1 protein-coding gene is annotated in these 5,931 nt (G+C 56.3%); it reads right to left on the reverse strand.

All coding sequences use genetic code 11. The features are described 5' to 3' along the window. Nucleotides 1-104: 104 nt before the first annotated feature. Complete coding sequence (locus IXC47_RS19105; RefSeq protein WP_230089671.1) at nt 105-5,723, reverse strand: NACHT domain-containing protein; 5,619 nt, start codon at nt 5,721-5,723, stop codon at nt 105-107. Nucleotides 5,724-5,931 lie beyond the last annotated feature (208 nt).

Raw genomic sequence — 5,931 nt, forward strand, 5'->3', positions numbered from 1 at the left:
TCGTTCTGTGACCTGTTTGACTGCTTCAATCTTGAATTCTTCTGTATATCGCTTTGCACTCATAACACCTCCGTTAACCTATAAATTTATAGGCTCAGATGTGTCTAGTAAAGCCGGGGCGATTCAACCCCTATAGCCAGCATTTCGCTAAACCTATCGAATGTATTGGTTCGGTGCAGTGTTCGCACCTGCCACAGATAGAACGAACGCAACGGCCCACTCGTTGAGAAATGCCCTTCACGGTAGCCTATGCCCCGCGAAATAAGAGCCGTGCCGCAATTACCGCCGAACTGCATCGGGCGCGCGGCTCCCCAACCGGCATTCCAGTAACAAAAATCCGCGACGACCTGCTCGCCTACCTTGATCTCCAGTTGCCCAGCGTGGGGGATGATCTCGGCCTGATCACGGCCAGGTAGCGTTGGAAGAAAGAGCCGTCCTGGATACAAGTCGTGTTGAAGATAGCCCAGGCGGTCCAAACCGAGCGGTGCAGCGAGCGGCCAAGCCTTGCATTCATCCTCCATCAATTTTTCAAGTTGGGGAAGAATCAAAACCGTCGTCGTACTCATTGGCTCTGGAGCTACGCTTCGAAGCATCCACCCGCTATCCCAGACAGTCTTTAGATGCGTAGCCAGATTCGCGTCGGCAATCTTACTCCCGACCGCCTGCGACCATCGCACGATCGAAACTTCCACACACCGATCCATCGTCATCATGATCGGCGAGCTGAACGCTATCAATTCATCCCCTGGCCGCGCCGCTTGCACACGGCCAATTAAAGCTTCCAAGGATGCCTTGATAGAATTGGTATCGCCATCGAAGTCCGTATTCGCCGGGAACCAGGCAGGACGTCGAGGTCTAAGCAGAGCCAAGCTTGGATGGACAGGCAATGCCAATAATACTTTTTCGTCGGCTTGATGCGGCGGCATACCCCAGAACGCCTCAGCCACGGCCAACGTGCGAAGATAGGCAGAGATAACCCGTAGGGCAGTTCGCGACGAGAGCTGTCCGACAAAACCATCACCCAGAGGCCGCAAGAAGTGCCAAGGATCGCCTTGGAAGGGAGCGTCTGGGTAGGCGGCTCGGTTCGTCGCCCACTCAAACGCCATCTGCCTTACGAACGGCAATTGAGTGTGGTGCTCGAGCTTGCCCATTGAGGTCCGGAAGATTCGCGGCAGATCTGAGCCTTGTACGCCGTTAAAGTCTTGCGGGATCTCGAACTCCACGGGTACTTCTTCCAGTCCTTCATTCCTACCTTCATCCAGCAAGCCAAGACTTTCCAACAGCAAGTCTGAGAGTATGGATGACTTTGGAATACTCTCGACTAGCTTGGGAGTAGGCGAATAGCCATGCACTTGCACCGCTATCCAAAAGATGCAGAGGACCTCAATCACTTCGGCCTCAAGCTTGCGTTGCTCCAATAACTGAAGCAGCGCCGACTCCGTTTCGGTCCTCGAATTCGGCTCGCTCAACCAAGTGGCCAGTTCCTGCATGGTCCACCATCTAGCGGAGGTCGACGGCCAACCAAGCCTGGCAATGAGGATATGAAGTTCTTGCGCCGAATCTTGGCTTTCTTTGGAAACCAACTTTGCCTGCCAGCGAGGGCGTTCCAGCGGTAAAGTGCGCGTGTCGTCAATGACGCAGTTGACCATTGTCTCCGCAAACTTCACGGCCTCGGCGATCCGCTGCTGTTTCGCATAAAAGTAGACCATCAATTCGGAAGGTGCCACACGTGGCCGCTCCGGATCGGCAAACATGCCATATGTCGTGGCGGACACGAACTCATCGCAACGCAGAGGATAGTTCTGGACGACCAAATCGAGCCTGCTTCGGGTCTTCTCTTCGTTCTCAGAAAATCCCCCCCAAGCACCGTTGAGAATCTGCGCCTGGACCAAGTACTTCCATGCTGCATTCGCACCACTCAGTTTGCGCCTCGTCCGAAAGGCAAGGTCGGATAAAACGAGAATCCCATTGCGTCGCCCCTCTTCCGATAGAAGCAGGCCATCGAGTGCCCCTAGTAATCGCTTACCTTGTCCGGCTTGATCCCAATGCTGGTACCAGACACGAAGAAGTCTCTGCTGTTCTTTGTAGCTGGCCGACGATAGGCTCTCAAGCAGTTCGTCGAGTTGCTCAGGTACAAAGGTTGTGACGTCTCCGGTGTAAGGCTTGTTGTCCCTATCGCTGCTGAGAGAGTCAGAGCGTTGCAGCACACCGACGTCCCATCCGACATGCTCCCGAAGAGTGCGAAGCCGCTCCGCAGCGCTTTCGCTGCCTTCGTTTGCAAGTCGGTTCAACAGATCGTGGATCTCAGGATGCAGACCAGTTCTCATCAATGCGTCCAAAGGCCAATCATTCTTGACGCCCTGCTTCACGTATGCGCGCAGACTGTCTTCCGCATGCGACCAGTCACCCGCGTGAATGTGCTCCTCGTATTTGACGATCAGTGCTGATGGTTTCAATATTGCAAGCAACCGATCAGCGGCCGGCAGAACGTATCTAGTGCCCTTTCCGTCGGTGTAATCCAGAATGTGATGAATCTGCGGCGCGATTAGGGCGAGTAACCGACGAGCGTCGTCTGGCGCGCCGTCGACCAGGTAGCCGATGGCATCGACCGTGTTGTTCAGTGTAGGATCCTTGCGATGCGCATAGCCCGTCGTCAGCTCCCACGTCTGCTTGCATAGCTCGCGAGCGTCGATGCTCAACCCATGGGTTAGCGCGATGCCACAGAGTTGGAGTGGCGTCTGAAGATGAACACTGGTCTCTTGACGAATCTCTGTATCAAGCAGGACACGCTGGGATTGGACGAGTACCGCCGCCGCCTCGTCGCTCATCCTGGTCAGCAATCCAGCTGCGTACTGTGTGCGAAAGGACGGGTTATCGAACCAAGCACACTGTCCTGCGGCCTTTATTGTTTCCTCGGTCAGAGCTACTTCACCGAAGTGATCCAATAGGATGCTCCCCAAGCGAATATCGCAGGCAATGCAATGCAAAGCACTCCGGAAATCCTCAGCCGCAGAGCTCGCATCATGCCCCTGCCTGAAACGTCTGAATTCCACCGTCTTGAGCAGATCAAACAGCTCGTGGAAATCCACGAACTCCCCCCGCCACCAATGATGCGCAACCTGTGCTGCGGCGACAGAGAGTGCGTCGAGAAAGTCGGAAATGTTCTCTCTGTCTTCGTAGGTGGGGGCTCGTGCGAACTCAAAGGCGGTCTGCCCCTCTGCCGTCATGCACAGACACAGATGAATGGCGCTAAAGAACCAATGGTGCGCGAGCGTCGCCAGATCTTCTTTGCGCTCATAATAGTCGCCCTTAAGCCAGTCAATAGGGATAGGCTCGTTCAACGGCTTGGAGACTCGCGTGTGTGCCGCCTCCACAGCAGCGACGAGTGGCGTTCGGGCAAGCTCGCTGAAGTCATCGCGCTCGGCAATACTCACTCCAGCGGTCGCTGCCGCACGGATGCAGGCATCGCTGAGTATGCTCTTGCTCTCACCGGGGACAAGCGAAGCAGCGACCGCCATCAATTCATCCAGATTGCCTTCCTCTATCAGCATGCGCACTCGCGGGAGCCACACGATCGACCCGTTGTCGGAAACAAGCTTGATCAGCGACGTCGACGTCGCGCCAATGGCACCGAGCCGCGCAAATGCGTCAACCAGAAACTCGAACTCATCAGAGCCGGCGTTCGATGCGTACCTGTTGGAGAAACGACTCAGTCCTCTGAATCGCCGAAGCGCCTCTTCACCGCATGTTTCGGCCGAAATGGTGTCGCCTCGAGCGCGCAAGGCCAGCCCAAGCGCGGCAACCCGCAGGATGTCGGTCTCATGCCTGGACGCCATAGCCTCTAGCACGACACCCTCCTCTGAGGTCAAGGCCAACGTGAACGAGATCAGCCTGGCCATGTCATCGTTTTGCATCTGGAACTGGCTGCCGCCTACCATCCGGGCCCTGAGGTGCTCGAGCCGGTAGGCATCAGCAAACTCCTTGGTGTCCAACGCTGCGACCAACGCATCGGAAAGTAACGTGTCAAAGAGCGATTCGGGATATCCCTCCTCGAGGCGGAGCATGATCCAGTCGCGGGTGAGGCCGGTGATGAGATTTTTAGGGGCCCCCTGTCTCGCTTGAACCGTCCAGAGCCAGTTCACGCGCAGTGAAGCCGGCGCAGAGTTCTCCAACCAGCTTGCTACTGCAGGCATCAGTTCGTTGATGCGTTCGAGGTAACCTGCGGTTGCGCGTACGAAAACCGCCAGGCTCTCGTGAAAAACCTTCAGACCAGGCGCCGAAGAGTGAAGAAGATGCTCCACTTTCTCAACACCAGGCTCTGCAGCACCGACTTTCGCGGCGATCTCTGCAAATGCCGCTCTAGGCCAGAAAAACGGGAGGGCACAGATGAGCCTCAGCGTGTCCTTGAGGCTTGGAAGAAGACCTTCCCAAAGCGATGCATAGTAGAACTTTGCATCTTGGCTCAAGTCCCCCTTCAGCCGCTCGACATCCCACTTCGACAGACTACGTCCAGTATGCTCGAGCTCCGCAGTCGCATAGATGACGTGCAGAGGATGACCGTTGGTCCTCGTGCGAATGGCGGTTGCTGCCTCCTCCAGTTGCCTTTCCACCTCGCCCCCACCTTCGAAGCCAGTGGCAAGCCTCCCTTCCTTAACCGCCTTGCGCAAGTAGGATAAGACTGCGTTTTCAGACATCGTCGGCAATGTGCGCCACTCGGCCTTGGGCGCGACGCTAAGCAGATCCGTCGGCAGTTGGGCATCATCGACAGGTTGAGTGCCTACAAGCAGCACCATGTTCTCTGGGCATGGGATCACCTGAGAGAACACGTCGTCCAACGGTCGCTTGTCCGCAGCATTGATGCGCCAGACGTGATCTAGGCCATCCAGGACAAGAACAAACGGCTTACCCTGATTCTTGTAGTGAGAAGCACACGCTTCGAGGAGTGAGCGCAGGTCGCCCGCTGGCGCTTGGACATCAGGATGAAACCGCTGGATCTGCGCTGCGATAGATTGTTCGACCGCATAACTGTTTACCCGGTCGCGTCCTCGCTCTGTCGTCGATAGAAAGTAGTGATGCCGGACGGTGGGGACGTTCTGTTCAGCGAGCTTATCGCACAGCGCGCTCAAGTAAGTGCTCTTCCCACGACCGGGTGGCCCCGTAAGCACGATCGTTTTCCCGGCAGCAGCAATAGCATCCCGTAAGAGCTCCCGATTAAACGTCTCGTCAGGCACCTCATAGCCCAAAGGGACAACAAAGTCCTCGGGCAAAGGCGCCGGCGGGGTCGACCGCAAGATGGTACGTACTTGATCCAGCGTTATCCAACCATCCGGGGGCGGGAAGTTTTTCCGCGTTGCCCAGTTCAACGCGACGTTCTTGAGCGTGGCAATGCCCTCAAGGGTACCGTGTTTGCGAAGTCGCGCATCGACCTCTTGCTCCAGCGTGTCAAACCCCTTGTCGCTATGGAGAATACGCAGTTGGCTGAAGAACGCCTCACAGTTTTGTCCGCCACCTAGTTCAGCGATGACCTCAGAACGCCTGGGCTCGGGAATCTTAGCGAAGGATATCTTGCCCCCGTCGAGGCAAACTTCGATATCGGCATCCGGTCGGCGGTTGGTCTTCAACGAGAGCACGCCAGTGCGCGCCGGATCCAGCGCCTTGAACGCATCGAACCATTTGCGCAGCATCGACCTTGATCGCTCCGTCTTGCCGGACTTCTCGAGCATCCAGTCCCAGCATAGCGGATGCGCATCCGCGTTCGGCGTGAACTTAATCTGTTGAAGGTCGATCAGATTGTCAGCGCGCTCGGGTAGTGTCAGAAATTCTGTGTGTGAAGGTCGGTTAAAAAATTCTAGTGCAATGCGTTGGTGAAGCGTTCGCCGAACAGAATGGCAAACTGATTGGCCGCCTGCTTCCACGTCACCGGAGGCATCT

Source organism: Herminiimonas contaminans, assembly GCF_015645465.1.
Taxonomy (GTDB): Bacteria; Pseudomonadota; Gammaproteobacteria; order Burkholderiales; family Burkholderiaceae_D; genus Oxalicibacterium; species Oxalicibacterium contaminans.